We start from the raw sequence: 16,907 nt of genomic DNA on the forward strand, positions 1-16,907 counted from the left end.
TCAGTCGTCTTTCAAATCAGGGTTTGCGGAAGGCCTTGGCGGCGGAGAGAAGCGCGCCGGGGCTTTGCCGGATCAATTCGCCGGTTTTCACCACGCCCGCATTGGCCATCTGGTTCAGCTCCTGCGGGGACTTGCCGGTAACGAGACGCGAGGCGGCACCCGTGCCATATTGGCGCGTGTTCACGAAACCCTGGCGTGCAAGGCCCGTTAGACCCACGGCATTCGAGGCAATGCCGACAACGCCGGTGAGGTTTGAAGCGATGTAGGGCACGGAGGCCATGATCCCGGCGCTGAGGATCAGGATGACGAGGAAGGGCAGGATCAGGCTGACGGTCTCGACATCGCCCGGATCGGCGGAAGCATCCCCAATGGCCTCGGCGATGGCCACGATGATGCCCGCAGCCCCGGCAGCGGCGACGGGCATGAGCGCATAGCCGATGGTGGCGCGGGTCCAGGCCTCGAAGAGGGACTGGGTCGGTTTGAAGAGCGAGGTCACGATCATGAAGGGAGCGATCACGATCATCAGCGCGAAGACAATGCGGGCGAAGGCGATGATCCCTGCGGTGACGGCCGCGAAAACGGCGGAAAGGACGAAGAAGATGGCACCCAGAACCGCGCCGAAGACCCAGCCCGCGCGATCCCCGATCGTGTCGCCATAGGCGGTGATGCGGGCGACCATGTTGTCGAGGCTTTCATAGACGCCAGCTTCGTCGCCCGAACCGGTGAGGGCAAGGATCGAGGCGCCGACAGAGTCCGGCACCCGTGTAACGATGTCATAGATGACGCTGAAATTATCCCAGCTCTGCGCGAATATCCCCACCAGGGCCACCTTCATCCCGAAGGCAAAGCCGGTACCGAAGGGCAGGGGGCGGAGTTGCATCACGGCGTTGATGCCGAGGAGGACGACAAGGAGCGTCGCGCCCGCCGAGATGACATTACCGACCGAGGCCGCCGAGGAGACAAAGCCGTCCTGCGCTACGGTGTTCACCGCGGCGTCGACTTGGCCAAGGATGTCGCGAATAACGCCCATCTACTCCTCACATGCCTCCGCGATTTGCGCCTCGAGCGCGTCGGCTTGCGCGTAGAGATCGAGCACCTTGAACGGCAGGCGCGGGTTGTCCGAGGTCTGGAACCGGGGCAGGGCGGTGAGCGCCTGTTCCCAAGTGAACTGATCCAGCAGGCAAGTGCAGGTTTCCGAGGCGAGCGCTTCCTCGGCGATCAGGATACGCAGGATTGCGCGGTAGCCATTGCGCAGATAGGCGGTCTCGGCCAGATCGGCGGACGGCTTCGGGACACGGCAGGCGTCGGCCTCGTCCCGCGCGATCGCCATCGAGTTGAAGGGCGTGTCGGTGGAAGGGCTCATGCTCGGGGTTTGGGCCAACGCAACACTGGGCAGGGCGGCCACGACAAGTGCTGCGAGACCAAGAGACCGGATTGGCGCCAAGCTACGGGTCATGGATTGCCTCATGGATCCACCGCCATCGACCGGAACTTGCGCTCATCCGCGAGCGTTGCGGCATCGACGACGCCAAGCTGGCCGGCGCTGACGCCTTGCGCCGCTTCCAGCCGCCAGATCTGGGTCAGGATGATGCCAAGCTCGGCGGTGACGCGGGTGTTGAGATCGACCGCGGCCTTCAGCCCGTCCTGATCGTCGATCAGCCCGACCATGGTCTCGAGCCGCTCAAGGCTTTGCCCTGCCTCTTCATGGCTTTCTTGCGCCGCGACGGAGAGCATGGCACTGGCCCCGGCCGAGGTCGCGATGCGGTTGTCGGCGGACTGATCCGATCCCGAGAGCGTGCTCAGGCGCTCCGAGGTGAAACCACTGCCAGACAGCACCCGTTCGACCGAGGCCGAAAGCTCGGCGCCGGGGTTGAAGCCGCTCAGGAAATCGCCGCTGGCCAGCGATTGCGCGGTGTTGAGAGGAGCCACCAGCTTGCCGCGCAGCGCGCGGAACTCTTCGACGGTGGCAAAGAGTTCGCCGAGCCCGCTGCTCTCGATGAGCGAGGTCAATTGCGCCTCGAGGTTCGTCAACTGCGACAATTGGGTCTCAAGCTCCAGCCGCATGGTGGCGAGCTGCTGCATCTGGACGTTCAGGTCCTCGGCCATGTGCTCGAGCTGGGCCACGAGTTGACCAAGCTGCGATCCGTCAAAGGTCGGCACACCTTGGGACGCTGCGGGCGAGGCGAGCCCGAGTGTGGTGATCGCGGCCACGGTCAGGAGAAGATGTCTCATTCGGGAACTCCCATCTGCATGAAATCGCGCTCGGCCAGCCGGTCGGCGACGAGGTGCTGCGCATAGGCCGCCTCGCGTTGCTGGTTCGCGGCCATCAGCCGGACACGAAGATTGAGGATGCGGCCGATCTCGGCCTTGGCGTAGGTGTTGAGTTCCCAGGCCGCCTTGGCATTGGGCTGCGCATCGATCTGCAGGATGATCGCGCGCAGGCGGTTGATCACTTGCTCGGTCGTTGCCGAACTGTCGGCGGCGTAATAGACGCCGGCGTCAGAGATGCTGGCATATTCGGCGAGGGCGAAATCCGAGGGCGAGAGTGTGCCGAGCGCATCGGCGCCGCCCACGACGGCGAGATATTCGTTGTAGAATTTCGAGATGTTGCGGACGTAGCCTTGGGTCTCGGCAAAGGGCGGCACGCCGCCATACTCGATGACCCGACCCGGCCCCGCGTTATAGGCAGCCAGCGCATGGGGGACGTTGCCGAAGCGATTGAGCTGGGTGGTGATGTAACGCGCGCCGCCGCGCAGGTTGTCTTTCACGTCATAGCGGTCGACGCCGAGATCGGAGGCGGTGCCGGGCATGAGCTGGGTCAGGCCATAGGCCCCCACAGGGCTTTCGGCAGCGACGTTGAAGCGGCTCTCCTGCTTGATCAGGGCCTGGAAGAGGCAGCGCCACTGGGTGGCGGAGAGGCCGGCGCGGGCCACACCCGGCGCGCCTGCGAATTCGCCCGCGACCTCGACAATCATCATCTCGACGGTCTCACGGCCTTCGCCGAAGAGACGGCTGTTCATCGGGCTTGGATCGGTGTTCGGGTAGACCGCCGCGACCCCGAAATCCGCATTGCCCTCGAGCGCGCGGATATCGAAGCCGGGCCCGGTGATGGCGGCGGTCATCTCCTCGAGGACGCGGAGCTGATCGGCCTGGACATCGGCCAGCGTGGACTCGGTCCGATCCTTGTCCTGCTGGACGCCCAGATCCTCGGCAAGCGCCGTTACCCGCGCTATGGCGCGGCCGATCGCGGTATTGTCCTGCGTCGGCACCCCTTGGGCATGGGCGGGCAGGACGCTGAGGCCGAGGCAGAGCCCGGCGGATATGATCGCGGCACGGCTCATTCCGGGCGGGGCAGGGGCTCGAAGCTGCAGTCAGACTTTGCAGCTTGTTGGACCGGAGCGCCCATGGTCGAGAAGGAGAGGGCGGCGCGCGTGACTTGCGGCGCGCCATTGCGTCCGAAGCAGGGCGAGGTTTTCTCGGTGTATTTCTCGCAAGCGGCGAGCAGGCTCGCGGCTGCGCAAAGCGCCAGGAGGGGTTTTGAACTCATATCACATGTCTCCAGAAATCGGGATTGGCGCGCCAATCGGCGGGTACGCGGGCCTCGCCGGTGGCACCGCCGCCAAGGATGGGAAGGAAGGTGCCCAAGGCGGAGAGGTCGGCGTCGACGAAGACGCTGTCACCCGCCGAGCGAACGAGCGCGATGCGCTGGCCGATTGTGGGCTGGACGAGAAGGGCGGCCTCCTTGGCGTTCACGCGCAGGAAGTCGTAATCCGAGACGGTGGCGCGGTCGTTTGGGAAGAGGATCTGGGTCGGCACCGTCTCGACGATGGTTTTGCCGACGCGGGACTCTCGCAGCTGGCTCGGATATTGCGTCATCATGATCACGACGCAGTTCATCTTCCTGAGCGTCACCAGCCAGTTTTCCAGCCGTGCACCAAAATATGGATCGTCCAAGAGCTTCCAGGCCTCGTCGAGAACGATGATCGTGGGGCGTCGATCCTCGACCACGCGTTCGATCTGGCGGAAGATATAGGAGAGTACGGCCATGCGCTCGGTGGTCATGTCGAGGATCTCGGTCATGTCGAAGCCGATGATGTCGGAGGCCAGTTCAAGCCCGGCGCCATATTCCGGCTCGTCGAAGACCCAGCCATAGCGCCCACCCGGGGCCCATTCGGCAACGCGGGACTGTAGCTCGCCATCGTCATCGAGCGACTGAAACAGGGTCTCGAAACTCGCGAAGCGTCTGAGCGAGCCTTCTGCATGGGCATTTTGCGCGACCGCGCTCTGGATGTGGCGGGATTGTTCGCCCGTGAGGGTTCCGCCCCGGGAAAGAAGGGTCGCAAGCCAATCCGAGAGCCAGGCGCGCCCACGCTCATCGATCTCGGTATCAAGAGGATTCAAGCCCGAAGGCACCCCGGCGCGGATTTCGTTGTAGCGGCCACCAAGGGCGCGGACGGCCATCTCGAGGCCGCGATCTTTATCGAAGAAGAAGAGCCGGGCCCCGACCCGCTGCGCTTGGGCCGCGAGGAAGGCGGTGGTCAGCGTCTTGCCAGTCCCGGTGCGCCCCAGCACGAGCGTATGGCCGACGGTCGGTTCCTTGCCCGGGTTGCCCGCCTCGTGAAAATTGAACCGATAGCTCGAGGTGCCGACGGTTGGCAGGACCGAGATGGTCTGACCCCAGGGCGACTGATCTGGTCCGCGTCCCTCGACGCTGCCATGAAGTGCTGCGAAATCGGCAAAGTTGATCGAGGAGATCGGGGTTCTGCGCGCCCGGTAGCCGAAGTTGCCGGGCGACTGCGCGAAATACGTGGCTTTCAGCGCCATGTTTTCGCGCACGATCACCGACATGATCTCCTGTCCGACGCGTTTGATCTGGGCAGTAGCGCGCTCGAGCGTGTCGCGGTCGGGCGCATAGACCGCGATGGAAAGGTGATGATCGCCAAAGGCGATGCGTCCTGCTTCCTGGTCATCGGCGGCCTGGCCCAGTTGTTCGCGCAGGGAGACGGCGGCATCGTCGGAGGCATGCATCTGGCGGATAATCCGCTGGATGCGTTCGGCCATGATGTTGTTCGGGATCGGGCTGAAGGAGTTCGTCAGCACGATGTCGAGCGGCAGGTCGAGCGCGTCGAGAAGCGTGACATCCGTGAGTGCGGGATAGGTCTTCATCGAAAAGAGCGCGCCGTATTTGACCTGTCCGGTCGCGGCGTCGGTCAGAGTGACGACATCGCCATCAAAGGTGGCGCGGCAATTGCTCAGGGTGTGCGAGAGGGGCAGGGCGCTCTGCCCGAAGGCGATGGGGGAGAAGCTGCCGGCGTTCAGCGTATTGAGGTAGCCCAGCCATTCGCCGCCCGCGCGGGTCAGCCGGACCGGATTGGCCGAAGACAGAGCCACCTCGAAAAAGCCCATGACCTCGTTCAGCTCTTGCAGGCGCGTCGCGCGGTCCTTGACCCAGGCCTTTCGGGCCAGCGCGCGCAGGAGCGGAATGCGGGCGGAGATATCGGGGCGCCGGATGACGCTGAGATAGAGTTGGCGCTTGGCTGGGCGCAGGTCTTTGACATGGGTCTGCCAGCGCGCGTCGATCGCGGCGGCGAAGCTGTCTTCCTCGATGGGGCGCATTCCGAGATCCTGCGGCACGGAGATCCGGTGGATGTAGAAACCGAAGGCGTTTCCGGTCTGGGCGACGATGGCCGCGACCGCGCGTTTGAGCGCGTCGAGCCGGGCGTCCTCAGTGGTCATCGGGTTCAGACCATCAAGGCGCAGGGTCGCCAAGAGGTCGCCCTCGCGCAGCACCATGACATCATCATCCGCGAGCGCGAAATACGGCAGATGCTCGGCGAGATAGCTCTCCCGCGCGAATTCCCCGCCGCCCGCTTGATGCAAGGCTGCTCCGTGAGTGAAAAGCGTGCCTGCATCAAGCGCCAAAGCTGTCGCCTCCATGAAGGCTGCGGTTCTTCGTCAGGCGCACCGATCCATAGGAGACGCGCAGGACCTCGAAGAAATGCGGCTCTCGGTCGGCGACAAACCAGAGGATCGGATAGGCGACGAGACCAATCAGGAAGAAGACCATCGACTTCGTCCAGATGAACGGCAGAACGACCCCTGTCGCCAGCACCACGAGGTATCCTACGGGCAAGCCCAGATACTTGGGCGGACGGGCGAGGCCCAGAAAGAGGGGGGATCGTTCTGCCACTGATCTGCTCGGTTCTCAGGAGAAGCCGTCAACGATGGTGCCGGCCGAGAAGATCAGCACGATCCCGATGATGACCGAGGCGAACCAGCCCCAGTTGAGCCGTCCCATCATGCACATGAAACCGGTGCCGATGACCGCGAGCGTGGCGACCGCGATCCCGATCGGACCGGTCAGCGCGGCCTCGACGGTTTCCAGCATGGTCTGGATGGGTGACAAGTCTTGCGCGAGAGCAGGCGTAGCGAAAGCCGCCAGGGTTGTGGCGGCGGGCAAGAGGCGGCTGAGGCGATGTCGAAGCATGCGAAGTTCCCTTGTTTTACTGAAGATCGATGAGGACCGGCGCGCGGGCGGGCACCTGGTCTGCGATCCGGGTGTCCGGCTCGGCGACGGGTGCGCCCGCAAGCCGGGACCGGATCCGGTGGATGCGCGCAATGTAGTCACGGGTCTCGGCGAAAGGCGGGATGCCGGAATACTTGAGCACCCGGTGCGGCCCGGCATTGTAGGCTGCGAGCGCCAGGTCGATGTCCTTGAACGTGGCGAGCTGCGCGAGCAGGTAGCGCGCCGCGCCGTCTAGGTTCTGGGACGGGTCGCGCGGATCGACGCCGAGGGCACGGGCCGTGTCCGGCATCAGCTGGCCCAGGCCATAGGCGCCCTTGGGGCTAACGGCAGTCGGATTGTAGCTGCTTTCGGCCTCGACCAGGGCGCGGAAGAGGATCTGCCAGTCCTGCGCGTCGAGACCGACGCGACCCAAGGCATGATTGCCCGCATGGCGCTCGGCGGTGGTGCGGATCAGCGCGAGAATGTCGTCGCGACCGGAAGGCAGCGAGGCACCCAACGAGGCCAGAACGACCTCGGCCTCAGCGCTATCATCAAGACCAGCCCATGCAGGCCGCTCGCCATGAAAGGTCCAGCCGGAGGTCCGGGCGGTGCCGTTGCGGCCGAAGGCGATGACGTCAGCCGCGCTCCTCGAGGGTGATGCTGTAGTCAGGACCAAAGCGCAGATCGCGCCCGTCACCGAACTCGAGATGATGTTTGAAGAGCCCCGGCCATATGTTGAAATACCGCGGCTCAGGTCCGTGTGGGGTGATCCGGGTCGAGACCAGAATGGCTTCCGGCACGCCCGCGCGCAGGTAAATGCACTGGTAGCGCGGCTTGCCATCGTCCGTGAACCCCACGAGTTCATACCGGCAGCGGAACGCGATGCCTTCTTCTTGAAGGTCTTTCACACCATCGATGGTGATCAGGATTTGGTTGCGCGCTATCGGCATGTTCGGACTCTCCCGTTGAGAGCCCTTCTACTTCACGACACTAAGGCCATAAAGTCATATAGAGTCAATACGACATATTGCAGAATAATACAAATTGCACGATAGTTGCCGCAACTTTTGCGGGAGAGTGACATGAGACGACAGGCGATGGCGGCAGCTTTGGGGGTGATGGCGGTATTCGGAGCGCCGGAGAAGGCGCGGGCCTATGATATCGACTGCGCCATCATGCTCTGCATGGCAGGTGGTTTCCCCCCGAGCGCGGTTTGCGCGCGGGCCTATCGCACGATGATTCGTCGGATTACCCCCTGGCCGAGCCTGCCGCCCTTCGGGGTTTGCACATTTGCCCATGTGCCGGTCGAACTGGGCGGGCCCGGCGGGGAAGGCGAACTCGACACCAACCTGCCGGAATACGAATGGCTGAATCGCACGCATGTCATCTGGTTCTCTGGAAGATCCTACCAATCTCGTGACGAGCCGCGGCAATGGGACTGGTCGATCCGCTCCTGTGATCGCGAGAACCGGACCTGCCGCTACATCCAGCGGGTCTACGGATCCTACGCGCCCTGGCCCGCGACATTCATCTCGGAAAGCGGTCAGGAGATCGCCTATCCGACGGGTGGGGGCCTATGGCACTTCTATTCTCGCAGCATCATGGTCGAGTACGGCGACTACGAGGGCAACATGGGCCACTCGGAGTGGTTTTCCTACTGATCTGAGCTGTCACTGGGCGTCAGGGAAAACGGGCGCACGATGGCAAGACTGGCATCAAAGCGTTCCGGATCGACATGCCAACGACGGCTCACCGAGCCATCATTCCAACGGTAATCGGTGAACAGGTGAATCTTCTGCGTCCCGTCGTTCAGAAACCCTTCCTGGAAAGGCCAGCCTGTCTTTCTCTTCGCCATGTATCCGCGCCACTCGTACTGTTCTTGCCGTTCTGTCTTTCGTGTTGGGTGGCGGGATCAAAGCCTCAGGAAACGGACTTGCGCTTCGCGAAGAGTTCTTCGGGGTCGACATTGAGCGCCTTGGCGATGCGTTCGAGAAGGTCGAGGGAAGCCGCGAACTTGGCGTTCTCGACCTTGCCCATATGGCCGCGGCTCACATCGGCCCGATGAGCAAGCTCCTCCTGGCTGAGGCCGCGGGCGCGTCTCAAGTCTTGGATGTTCAGTGCTACACGGTCCCGCAAGTTCATGCCCGTGAAACGGACACGGTGCGCGAAATATCGCCACGCGATATATGTTACATTCGGAGGCGCAGAGAATAATTCTTGGGACGGCGCGAGATCGCCGGAATGGGATTCCTGCCGATACGCAGGTCACGGGATGATCCGTCTCGCAAACATTATTTGCCGCTCAGTTGCTCTTTCGGAAAAGGGCGGCACCGGCAATACCGGTGCCGCCAGTCGGTCGTCCACTGGGAGGTTGTAGAAGACGAATTCTACTCGGGATTCGGAAACACTTCGGGTCAGGGGGCGCAACATGAAGGCCCATCGCCGGCCTGAGACGGGGTATGTGAACCGCTGTCACGCTATTGCGAATTCTTCTACGATAGGACGCTCAATCATGCAGGGTTCATGAACGTACCGGTCGAGATATTGCCGATATGCTTCCAGATCTGGGATTGGGCGGGTAGCGACCCCACTTGTCATCGCAGCCTTGGCGACAGCTGGCGCAATTTCGAAGATCAGACGTGGATCGAAGGGCTTGGGAATAAGATAATCGGGACCAAAAGAAAAGCTGTCAACCCCATAGGCTTTGAGCACCAAGTCCGAAACGCCCTGCCTTGCCAAAGCAGCGATCTCGCGCGCGCAGGCCATTTTCATGTCTTCGTTAATCTCTGTCGCGCCAACGTCCAGCGCACCGCGAAAGATAAACGGGAAGCAGAGCAAGTTATTGACCTGATTGGGGTAATCGGAGCGTCCCGTAGCGATTAGCACGTCGCTCCTTGCAGCCTTCGCGACTTCCGGCCTGATTTCAGGTTCCGGATTAGCCATGGCAAGAACTACGGGATCGGGCGCCATCGAACGGACCATGTCCTCGCTCAAAGCACCCGCGACCGACAGGCCCAGGAAAAGGTCCGCACCCTTAACCGCATCGGCCAGAGTCCGCGCCTTCGTATCACCGGCGAAGCGCAGCTTTGTCTTGTCCATAAGGGGGCCGGGCCGACCTTCATAGATAACGCCGCTTCTGTCGCATACGGTGATGTTGCTGCGCTGCGCACCGAATGAGATCAGCAATTCCAGGCAGGCGATCGAGGCCGCGCCGGCCCCGTTAGCGGCAATCCTGATTTCCGAGAGGTCCTTGCCGACGATCTCCATTGCGTTGAGGACGGCAGCAGCAGCGACTATGGCGGTGCCGTGCTGATCGTCGTGGAACACCGGAATGTTCATGCGCGCGCGCAGGTTGCGCTCGATCTCGAAGCATTCCGGTGCTTTGAGGTCTTCGAGGTTGATGCCGCCGAAAGTCGGCTCAAGCGGGGCAACCGCGTTGCAGAACGTGTCGACATCGCACGCATCGAGTTCGAGGTCGAAGGCGTCAATCCCCGCAAATTGCTTGAAGAGCGCCGCCTTGCCTTCCATCACCGGTTTGGAGGCAAGGGGACCGATGTTTCCAAGCCCAAGTACTGCAGTGCCATTGGTGACAACCGCAACGAGGTTGCCGCGCATGGTGTAGTCGAACACCTTTCCAGGGTTACTCGCTATCTCGTTGCAGGGCACCGCTACGCCGGGGCTGTAGGCGAGAGAAAGCTCTTTCTGGGTCATCATGGGCTTGGTCGGAATGACCGCAAGTTTTCCCCGCGGCTCGACAGCATGATATTGGCGGGCTTCTTCTTCAAAAAGGCTTTTCATTTGGCTTGTTCCGTTGGGCGTATCAAAGATGTGCCAGGCTTCGCGATATAGTTTCCCGGAAATCGTTGCGGGTCATCAGCCCCCTTTCGACGACAATGTCTTCGACAGTGCGACCGTTCTTTTGAGCGTCTTTGGCTACCGTGGCGCTGGTCTCATAGCCCAATGTGGGCACTAAAGCCGTCACAAGGACCAGACTACCGGCCAGAAGCGCGGCGCACCGATCGCGATCGACAGTGATCCCGTCCACGCAACGCACCCTAAGCGTTCGCAGGGCGTTCTCGAGAATTCGGATGGATTCAAGAAGGTTGTAGGCGATCACGGGTTCCATGGCGTTGAGCTGAAGCTGGCCGGCCTCCGCCGCCATAGTGATTGTCAGATCGTTGCCGACGACTTGGTAGGCCACCTGAGACACTACTTCGGGGATTACAGGATTGACCTTGCCCGGCATGATCGAAGAGCCTGCCTGAACTGCGGGCAGGACGATCTCGCCGAGCCCGGCCCTTGGCCCGGAACTGAGAAGTCGCAGGTCGTTGCAGATTTTCGAGACCTTGATCGCGACGCGACGCAGCAGTCCCGAATAGGATACCAGCGCACCCATGTCCGACGAGGCGTCGATCAGGTCGCTGGCGCTGCGCAAATCGTGACCGGAAATCTCGCTCAAATATTTGACCGAAAGCTCGGCATAGCCATCGGGGGCGTTGATGCTGGTGCCGATGGCCGTGCCGCCGAGATTGACGACACGCAAGATCTTGGACAGGTCCTCGAGTCGCGAAATTTCTTCGGTCAACGCCGCCGCATAGGAGGCGAATTCGCGGCCGACCGTCATTGGTACTGCGTCCTGCAACTGAGTTCGTCCGACCTTGTGAATATCCGCGAATGCTCTGGCCTTGGCAGCGAAGGAGCCCAGAAGTGCGCGCTGTTCGCGGATCAGACCCTCCGCCTTGGCAAGAACGGCAAGACGAATGGCGGTAGGATAGACGTCGTTCGTCGACTGCGAGCAGTTCACGTGGTCATTGGGATGGATGAAGTCGTAGACACCCTTATCGCGACCGGCGAGCTCAGCGGCTAGGTTGGCGATGACTTCGTTGGCGTTCATGTTCGTCGAGGTGCCCGCGCCGCCCTGAATCATGTCCACCACGAAGGAGTCATGATGCGCGCCTGTGATGATAACGCGGCACGCCTGTTCAATGAACTCGGCCCGCTCGGATTCCAATGCGCCCAATTCGCGGTTGGCCCGACACGCCGCCAATTTCACCTGGCACAGGGCCGCGATGAATTCCGGGAAGTGGCTCAGGGTGACGCCAGTGATTGGGAAGTTCTCTATGGCGCGGGCCGTGTGGACCCCGAAATAGGCGCCGGATGGCACAGATAGAGTGCCGATTGAATCGCGTTCTGTTCGTTTGGTCATGACGGGCGTTCTTTCTGTACGGGCCGAGATGTCAGGCTTCCTGATCTACGAGTGTCTTGGCCGTTTGGTTGATTGCGTTCAGCCGCTCCGCAGGGTCGCTCTTGGCGAATGCCGCATCCAGTCGATCAGTCTCGGCCCTGATCAAGTCGAACCACCGGACACATTCAGCCGTCGGGAGTGCCTGGCGCTCGTACCTTTCGACGAACAGTTCGGCAATGCTGGCCAGCAGGCTCCAGGCTGCGACCGATTCAGGGTTGTTTGCAGCCCGCGTCCGCGCGACATCGGCGGCTATGCTGAAAGCGTGGGTGCTCTTGCCGTAGTTTTCCAGGGTCGCAATGAGTTCGCTGAACATGCTTATCTCGTTTGTTCCAGAATGGAGGTGGCGCCGCCATGGTCGGCGGACCAGGCCAGTGGTTCGGTCAAAAAGGATTCTATCTCTGCAAGGGTCGCAGCGTCGAAAACACTGGTCTCCTTGGCGACGATCAGCACGTCCTGCCAGGTGGCAAGACTGTGCAGCGTGAGCCCGTGCTCGGTGAGATTTCGGCGTGTTGCGGGAAAGATATCGTAGAAAAACAGCATGATCGTATGGTCCACGACCGCCCCAGCCCTACGAAGGGCGTTGCAGAAGTTGATCTTGCTGCCCCCGTCAGTGGTCAGATCTTCAACCAAGAGAACCCGTTGTCCGTCAATGAGATTGCCTTCGATCTGCGCGTTGCGTGCGAATCCTTTCGGCTTCTTGCGGACGTAGTGCATGGGCAACCCTAGGTCTGCCGCCAGCCAGGCCGCGAAGGGAATGCCCGCGGTCTCTCCGCCGGCGACGCAGTCGATCGTTTCGAATCCGACCTCGCTCATCAGAACCGACCCCATAAAACTCAACAGGGTTTCCCGTATGCGGGGGAACGCGATGACCTTTCGGCAATCGATATAGACCGGGCTTGCGATGCCCGAAGTGAAATGAAACGGCGTGGTCTTGGAATAGTGGATCGCGCCTATTTCGAGCAGCATTTTAGCGGTGTCGCGGGCGATCCGATCCCGGTCGGGAAAGCCGTAGGATTTCATTGCTTGTCCCCTTGTACCTGTGATCGCGGATCGACCTGCCAATACAGCGGGAAGCCGGGGTCGAACACGGTGACATAGTCCTCACCGACACCTATGTCGGTCTCGAATTCAATCGGAGTATCGCGCTTGATCAGACGAATTTTTTCCGCATTCGGAGTAAGGCCGTAGAACCGCGCGCCATATTGCGATGTGAAACCTTCCAGCAGGTCCAGTTTGCCGTCTGTTTCGAAGACACTGGCAAGCACCGGCATCGCGTTGATCGCCGTAAACATCCCGGCACAGCCGCAGGCGCATTCCTTGGACGACCGAGAGTGCGGCGCGGAATCCGTGCCGAGAAAGAACCTCGGGTCGCCCGAGGTTGCTGCAGCGCGAAGGGCAAGGCGATGCGTTTCGCGCTTGAGAACCGGGAGGCAGTAATAATGCGGGCGGATGCCGCCCGCCAGGAGGGCATTTCGGTTCAAGACGAGGTGATGAACGGTCAAGGTGGCCGCAAGGTTGCGTTCGCCGGCGATGACGAAATCCACGCCGTCCTTGGTGGTGACGTGCTCCATCACGATACGAAGGCCGGGCAGCAGTTCGCGCAGAGGCGCAAGAACCCGGTCAATAAAAACCGTTTCGCGGTCGAAAATGTCGACTTCGCGGTTCGTCACTTCACCGTGCACCAAAAGGGGCGCGCCGATTTCGGCCATCTTCTCTAGGACGGGCATGACCTTTGTGATATCGCTAACGCCCTTGTCGGAATTGGTCGTGGCACCGGCGGGGTAGAGTTTCACCGCCTTGATCACCCCGGCCTTGAAACCACGGGCGACCTCGTCGGGCTGCGTCATATCCGTGAGATAGAGTGTCATAAGCGGTTCGAAACGGTCTTGGGTCGGAATGGCAGCAAGGATCCGGTCGCGATAGGCAAGCGCGGCATCGACGGTGGTCACCGGCGGCACAAGGTTCGGCATGATGATGGCGCGACCGAAATCGCGGGTCGAATGTGGCAGCACCGTTTGCATCATCGCGCCGTCGCGCAGATGCAGATGCATGTCGTCGGGGCGCGTCAGTGTCAGTTCATCCGTCATGGATCGGTCCTTTCATGAGATATGAATAGATGATCGACGTGCCCGCGAGGAAATCGTCGATTTCCATGGCCTCGTCTGGGTTGTGTGACCCATTACGGTTGCGGACAAAGACCATGGCAGTGGGCACGCCCGCATTGGCAAAAACCGCCGCATCGTGCCCCCCGCCCGAGGCCATGACCATGGGTGCCTGCCCGTTTCGCGCCATCGCCTTCTTCAACCCGGCGACGACACTATCGTTCATCAGGGCTGGGGCCGTGGTGTTGACCTCGTCCAGCACGAAGCGCACGCCCCGTCGATTCTCTGTCTCGGCGACTTCGCGCAACAGCATCGCGTGCATGCCGTCCAGCGTTTCCTGGCTTTGACTGCGGATATCGAGCGAGAAATCCACTTGATCGGGAATGCGCGACATGGCGTTCTTGTCGGGATCGGTATGCACGACGCCGGTCGTCAGGACGAGGTCGCCGCCTTTCTGGACGATTGACAGCCAGGCTTCGTCCAGCCGCGACAGAAGATCGGCCATGGCCAGCACCGGATCGCGCCGGAAGGCGCGCGGCACGGCGCCGGAATGACCGGGTTCACCGATGCAGCGGATTATTTTGTATCGGAAATTGCCGCGAATGCTCGACACCACGGCTGCCGGGACATCCTTGCCGATCAGCAAGGGACCCTGTTCGATGTGCAACTCGATGTATTCGAGGATGCGATCAGCTTCCATCAGCGGCGTTCCGGAGCGCACCGGGGCCATGTTAATGCCGACACTCTCCATGTGTTCGTAGAGCTTGCGCAGATCCCCCTTGTGGGTGGCGGCAAGCTCGGTGCCCTTGAGCGCGCCCATCAGTGCTTTCGAGCCGATATAGCACGGCCCAAACCAGGCGCTCTCCTCTGCGCGCATGGCAATCACCTTGACAGGGCGGGCAAAGCGCGTGCCGCTGCCCTGCGCGCGAAGAAGGCACATGAGGCCCGCGATCACACCGGCCAGGCCGTCAAAGTTGCCACCCATGGGCACGCTGTCGACATGGCTTCCGATCAGCACGTACTCTTGGGCCGTTGCATCCTCGGGTAGGCTCATCAAGAGGTTCTGGCCGGCGTCGAAATCCGCGACCAGCCCATGCGCCTCGCAGACGGATTTGAGGTAGTTCAGCGTCGCTGTTTCGACCTCGGAAAAGGCAGGGCGGCTGACCCCGGCCTTGTCCGGGCTGATCGCGGCGATATCGTCAAAGAGCCGTGCGGCAAACGCCAGCTCATTGGCGACCATCGGTAGGTCCGCGACGTCGTTCATGGCGCCGTTTCCATGAAGACGACGGCGTCGGCGGCATCGTCATCGCGGACCGATCCGATCAGTTCAGACAGATCGGCGATACCGTGCTTGGTCATGTAGGCTTCCAGCCCGCTGATAATGTTCGGCATTGCCGTCGGGTTGATGAAGGTCGCCGTTCCGACCTGCACCGCCGATGCCCCGGCGATCAGGTATTCGACCACGTCCTCGACGGTGGAAATGCCGCCGCAGCCGATCACCGGAATGTCCACGACCTTGGCACATTGATACGCCATGCGCAGCGAGATGGGCTTGAGCGACGGGCCCGACAGTCCGCCCATCAGGTTGCCCAGCTTGGGTTTGCGCGACTGGATGTCGATGGCCATCGACAGAAGCGTATTGGACACGACAAGGGCATCTGCCCCGGCCTCCTGCGCGGCCAGGGCAACCTCGACCGTCTCGCCGGTGTTTGGCGAGAGCTTGGCCCAGAGCGGCAGGTCTGATGCCCCGCGCAGCTTGGTCATCACCTGCTGCGTGGATGAAGGGCGCATGGCAAAGGCCTTGCCGTTATCCTCGATGTTGGGGCACGAGATATTGATCTCGATCGCATCCACACCGGGTACTGTGATTGCCTCGCAAATGCGGGCGAAATCGTCCGCGTTGTGGGCGGAGATGCTGACCACAAGAGGCACATCGTAGTCTCGGTAATAGGGAACGACATTCTGGATGAAATGGTTGATCCCCTTGGATGGAATGCCAATCGAATTCAGCATCGATCCGCGCACCTCGCAGACGCGGGGCGTCGGATTGCCGCCGCGCTTCTCGTAGGTGATCGTTTTGGTCACATGCGCGCCGAGCGCGTTCATGTCGATCACACCGGCCAGATCCTCGGAAAAAGTGCCAGAGGCCGGCATGATTGGGTTCTTGAGCGTGATCGTGCCCAGTTTTGTCGTCAGGTCTACCATCCCATTGCCTCCTGCATGTCGAAGACCGGGCCTTCGCGGCAGACCCGTTCGTGGACGATCTGGTTGTTACGGCGGAACGAGCGAACGCAGCACTGGCACATGCCCAGCCCGCAGGCCATCTGCTGCTCCAGTGCAATCTCGCCTGGGATCCCGTGTTCTGCGCCGATCTCCTGCAGCAGAGTGAGCATCCTGTTGGACCCGCAGGTATAAAGAGCGTCGACCTCTCCGGCGCCGATCTTATCTTGGATGATGGCCTTGATGTTCTCCATCCCCGAAGAACCTTCGGCATCCGTCACGGTGATCACTTCGGCCCCCATCTCGCGAAACAGTTCCACCGACATCAGCACCTCGGGCGAGCGTGCTGAACAGATTGCCGTCAGCTTCCGGCCGCGCCGCTGCGCTTCCTGCGCAAGCGGGGCGAGGGTGGCCAGGCCGACCCCACGGGCGACCAGCAACAGCTGCTGCCAGTCGTCGCGGATCGAGTAGCCTTTGCCCAACGGTCCGAGAACGTTGAACGTATCACCGGGCAGCAGTTCCGCCAGCGCGCGGGTGCCTTCGCCCGTGACCTTGTAGAGAAAGTGCAACTCGCTCTTTTCGGGGTAGAAGCCGTAGATGCTCATCGGGCGGCGAAGGTAGGGCGCGTTCTGCGATGTCACGGGGCAGAGAAGATGAAAGAACTGGCCGGGCTGGCAATCCAGCACCTTCTGCGGCGCATCCAGGATCAGCAGGCGGTACTCTCCGTTCACCTCGTCGTTGCTCTTGACCCGGGTTTCGACTTCGAAGGCTTCCCCGTTCGCCGAGGAGGATACCCCGACGCTCTTGTCGAATTGTTTCATGGTATCTTTCCTTG

At 61.7% G+C, this 16,907-nt stretch carries 19 protein-coding genes and 1 pseudogene; 1 reads left to right on the forward strand and 19 read right to left on the reverse strand.

The genetic code is table 11. The features are described from left to right. Positions 1-16 precede the first annotated feature (16 nt). The 9 genes from Q0330_RS06710 to Q0330_RS06750 all read right to left on the reverse strand — a co-directional run bounded on the left by Q0330_RS06710 (position 17) and on the right by Q0330_RS06750 (position 7,455). Complete coding sequence (locus Q0330_RS06710; RefSeq protein ID WP_299476315.1) at positions 17-1,030, reverse strand: type IV secretion system protein; 1,014 nt, start codon at positions 1,028-1,030, stop codon at positions 17-19. Continuing rightward, positions 1,031-1,363, reverse strand: a complete 333-nt coding sequence (locus Q0330_RS06715) for a hypothetical protein (RefSeq protein WP_299476317.1) — start codon at positions 1,361-1,363, stop codon at positions 1,031-1,033. A gap of 101 nt (positions 1,364-1,464) precedes the next feature. Continuing rightward, the gene (locus Q0330_RS06720; RefSeq protein WP_299476319.1) at positions 1,465-2,232 is read right to left on the reverse strand and encodes a type IV secretion system protein; all 768 of its coding nucleotides are present in this window, start codon (positions 2,230-2,232) and stop codon (positions 1,465-1,467) included. After that, positions 2,229-3,341, reverse strand: a complete 1,113-nt coding sequence (locus Q0330_RS06725) for a lytic transglycosylase domain-containing protein (protein ID WP_299476320.1) — start codon at positions 3,339-3,341, stop codon at positions 2,229-2,231. The genes Q0330_RS06720 and Q0330_RS06725 overlap by 4 nt, the downstream gene beginning before the upstream one ends. A 202-nt stretch (positions 3,342-3,543) precedes the next feature. Continuing rightward, on the reverse strand, positions 3,544-5,937 hold the full coding sequence (locus Q0330_RS06730) for a type IV secretion system protein B4 (RefSeq protein ID WP_299476322.1): 2,394 nt from the start codon (positions 5,935-5,937) through the stop codon (positions 3,544-3,546). After that, positions 5,912-6,190 carry a VirB3 family type IV secretion system protein gene (locus Q0330_RS06735; RefSeq protein ID WP_299476325.1) on the reverse strand — a complete coding sequence of 93 codons (279 nt, stop codon included), beginning with the start codon at positions 6,188-6,190 and terminating at the stop codon, positions 5,912-5,914. The genes Q0330_RS06730 and Q0330_RS06735 overlap by 26 nt, the downstream gene beginning before the upstream one ends. A gap of 15 nt (positions 6,191-6,205) precedes the next feature. Beyond that, complete coding sequence (locus Q0330_RS06740) at positions 6,206-6,487, reverse strand: TrbC/VirB2 family protein (RefSeq protein WP_009574106.1); 282 nt, start codon at positions 6,485-6,487, stop codon at positions 6,206-6,208. Positions 6,488-6,503: 16 nt separating this feature from the next. Further along, positions 6,504-7,022, reverse strand: coding sequence for a lytic transglycosylase domain-containing protein (locus tag Q0330_RS06745; protein ID WP_299476331.1), 519 nt, complete (start codon positions 7,020-7,022; stop codon positions 6,504-6,506). Positions 7,023-7,140: 118 nt separating this feature from the next. After that, positions 7,141-7,455 carry a hypothetical protein gene (locus Q0330_RS06750; protein WP_299476334.1) on the reverse strand — a complete coding sequence of 105 codons (315 nt, stop codon included), beginning with the start codon at positions 7,453-7,455 and terminating at the stop codon, positions 7,141-7,143. Between the two features lie 132 nt (positions 7,456-7,587). Here Q0330_RS06750 and Q0330_RS06755 point away from each other — a divergent pair, with 132 nt between their 5' ends. Then, a complete protein-coding gene (locus Q0330_RS06755; RefSeq protein WP_299476337.1) occupies positions 7,588-8,166 on the forward strand; it encodes a hypothetical protein in 579 nt (192 codons plus the stop codon). On the opposite strand, the gene Q0330_RS06760 is transcribed toward Q0330_RS06755, so the two are convergent. The 10 genes and pseudogenes from Q0330_RS06760 to Q0330_RS06805 all read right to left on the reverse strand — a co-directional run bounded on the left by Q0330_RS06760 (position 8,160) and on the right by Q0330_RS06805 (position 16,893). Beyond that, positions 8,160-8,360, reverse strand: coding sequence for a hypothetical protein (locus Q0330_RS06760; RefSeq protein WP_009804208.1), 201 nt, complete (start codon positions 8,358-8,360; stop codon positions 8,160-8,162). The two genes, Q0330_RS06755 and Q0330_RS06760, sit on opposite strands and share 7 nt — an antisense overlap. Positions 8,361-8,425: 65 nt before the next feature. Then, a complete protein-coding gene (locus Q0330_RS06765; protein ID WP_067264667.1) occupies positions 8,426-8,647 on the reverse strand; it encodes a helix-turn-helix transcriptional regulator in 222 nt (73 codons plus the stop codon). Positions 8,648-9,055: 408 nt separating this feature from the next. Then, positions 9,056-10,303 (reverse strand): annotated as a pseudogene (locus tag Q0330_RS06770) (malic enzyme-like NAD(P)-binding protein); the annotation flags it as partial. A 22-nt stretch (positions 10,304-10,325) separates the two neighbouring features. Beyond that, positions 10,326-11,711, reverse strand: coding sequence for an aspartate ammonia-lyase (locus Q0330_RS06775; RefSeq protein WP_299476347.1), 1,386 nt, complete (start codon positions 11,709-11,711; stop codon positions 10,326-10,328). Between the two features lie 31 nt (positions 11,712-11,742). Further along, complete coding sequence (locus Q0330_RS06780) at positions 11,743-12,063, reverse strand: hypothetical protein (protein WP_299476350.1); 321 nt, start codon at positions 12,061-12,063, stop codon at positions 11,743-11,745. Positions 12,064-12,065: 2 nt separating this feature from the next. Then, positions 12,066-12,770, reverse strand: coding sequence for an orotate phosphoribosyltransferase (locus tag Q0330_RS06785; protein ID WP_299476353.1), 705 nt, complete (start codon positions 12,768-12,770; stop codon positions 12,066-12,068). Then, positions 12,767-13,837, reverse strand: a complete 1,071-nt coding sequence (pyrC, locus tag Q0330_RS06790) for a dihydroorotase (RefSeq protein WP_299476356.1) — start codon at positions 13,835-13,837, stop codon at positions 12,767-12,769. The genes Q0330_RS06785 and pyrC overlap by 4 nt, the downstream gene beginning before the upstream one ends. Beyond that, complete coding sequence (locus tag Q0330_RS06795) at positions 13,827-15,116, reverse strand: Zn-dependent hydrolase (protein WP_299476359.1); 1,290 nt, start codon at positions 15,114-15,116, stop codon at positions 13,827-13,829. The genes pyrC and Q0330_RS06795 overlap by 11 nt, the downstream gene beginning before the upstream one ends. Then, positions 15,113-16,057, reverse strand: a complete 945-nt coding sequence (locus Q0330_RS06800; RefSeq protein WP_299476362.1) for a dihydroorotate dehydrogenase — start codon at positions 16,055-16,057, stop codon at positions 15,113-15,115. Before Q0330_RS06800 ends, Q0330_RS06795 begins: the two co-directional genes overlap by 4 nt. Further along, positions 16,051-16,893 carry a dihydroorotate dehydrogenase electron transfer subunit gene (locus Q0330_RS06805; RefSeq protein ID WP_299476366.1) on the reverse strand — a complete coding sequence of 281 codons (843 nt, stop codon included), beginning with the start codon at positions 16,891-16,893 and terminating at the stop codon, positions 16,051-16,053. The genes Q0330_RS06800 and Q0330_RS06805 overlap by 7 nt, the downstream gene beginning before the upstream one ends. Between the last annotated feature and the right edge of the window lie 14 nt (positions 16,894-16,907).

It is taken from the genome of uncultured Paracoccus sp. (assembly GCF_937873615.1).
Taxonomy (GTDB): Bacteria; Pseudomonadota; Alphaproteobacteria; order Rhodobacterales; family Rhodobacteraceae; genus Paracoccus.